General features: G+C 67.6%; 1 protein-coding gene. It reads right to left on the bottom strand.

Annotated elements, in window-relative coordinates:
• The coding region (locus D3H34_RS32930; protein ID WP_119558891.1) for a LysR family transcriptional regulator at positions 1 to 877 on the bottom strand (877 nt) is incomplete at its 3' end.
• Positions 878 to 1,085: the final 208 nt, after the last annotated feature.

Below are 1,085 nucleotides of genomic sequence, written 5' to 3'. Positions count from 1 at the left end.
GCAATATCCATGACCGGAACGCCAGCGCCAGCGGGTTCCCGGCGCGCGATTCGGGCATGACGAAATAGTAGGCGTTGTCGGTCATCAGGGGCTGCTCGAAAAGCACCTGGATGCGCTGGCTGGCGAGCAGGTCGCTGACGAGAAACTCGGGCACCAGCGCGACGCCCAGACCGTTGGCCGCGGCCTGGGCGAGCATGGAAAACTGCTCGTAGCGCGGGCCGCGCATGGCGTGGGCTGTCGGCGCGCCGGCCTGGGCCAGCCATTCGCTCCACTGCAATGGGCGCGTCGATTGCTGCAGCAGGCATACACGCCCCAGATCCTGCACCGTGCGCAGCCCCTGCCGCGCCGCGAAGTCGGGGCTGCACACCGGCACGACGCTTTCGCGCAGCAGGTAGTCGCACGATGCGCCGGGCCAGAAGCTGTCGCCGAAATGGATGGCGGCGTCGAAAGGCTCGCGCTCGAAATCAAAGGCCGCGGTCCGGGTCGAGAAGTTGACCGTCACCTGCGGATGGAGCGCGGCAAAGCGCGGCATGCGCGGGATCAGCCACTGGGTGCCGAAGGTGGGCAGCACCGCGAGGTTGAGCACATCGCCGGCGCCGCCCAGCGTCATGATGCGCTGGGTGGCGGTCGACAGGCCTTCGAAGCTTTGCCGCAGGTCCGCGGCATAGACCCGGCCGGCGTCCGTCAGCACCATGCGCTGGCGCACACGCTGGAACAGTGCGGTGCCGACCTGGTCTTCCAGTTGCCTGATCTGGCGCGAGATCGCGCTCTGGGTCAGGTGCAGTTCCTGCGCCGCGCGCGATACGCTGGCGTGCCTGGCCGCGCTTTCGAAAGCCATCAGCTGGGCGATGGGAGGAAGAAACTGCCGCTGGAACATCTCGCATTTCCTGGATGAATTGTCGTGCCGCCACGGATCTTATGGCGGCACGCGTGCGGACATTAAGGCGCGGGCTTTTCCTCCGCGAGCGCCGCCAGCACCGCCTCGATGGAGCGCTGCTGCGCCGCTGCGTACAGCGCGATTTCGTCGTGCACGCGCGCGCCCAGGTCGCGTTCGAAGGCCTGCTGGTCGGCGTTCGAGGCGTAGC

This window comes from Acidovorax cavernicola (assembly GCF_003581445.1).
The sequence above is the reverse complement of the archived record's forward strand: the minus strand, read 5'-3'. Positions and strand labels throughout refer to the sequence as shown.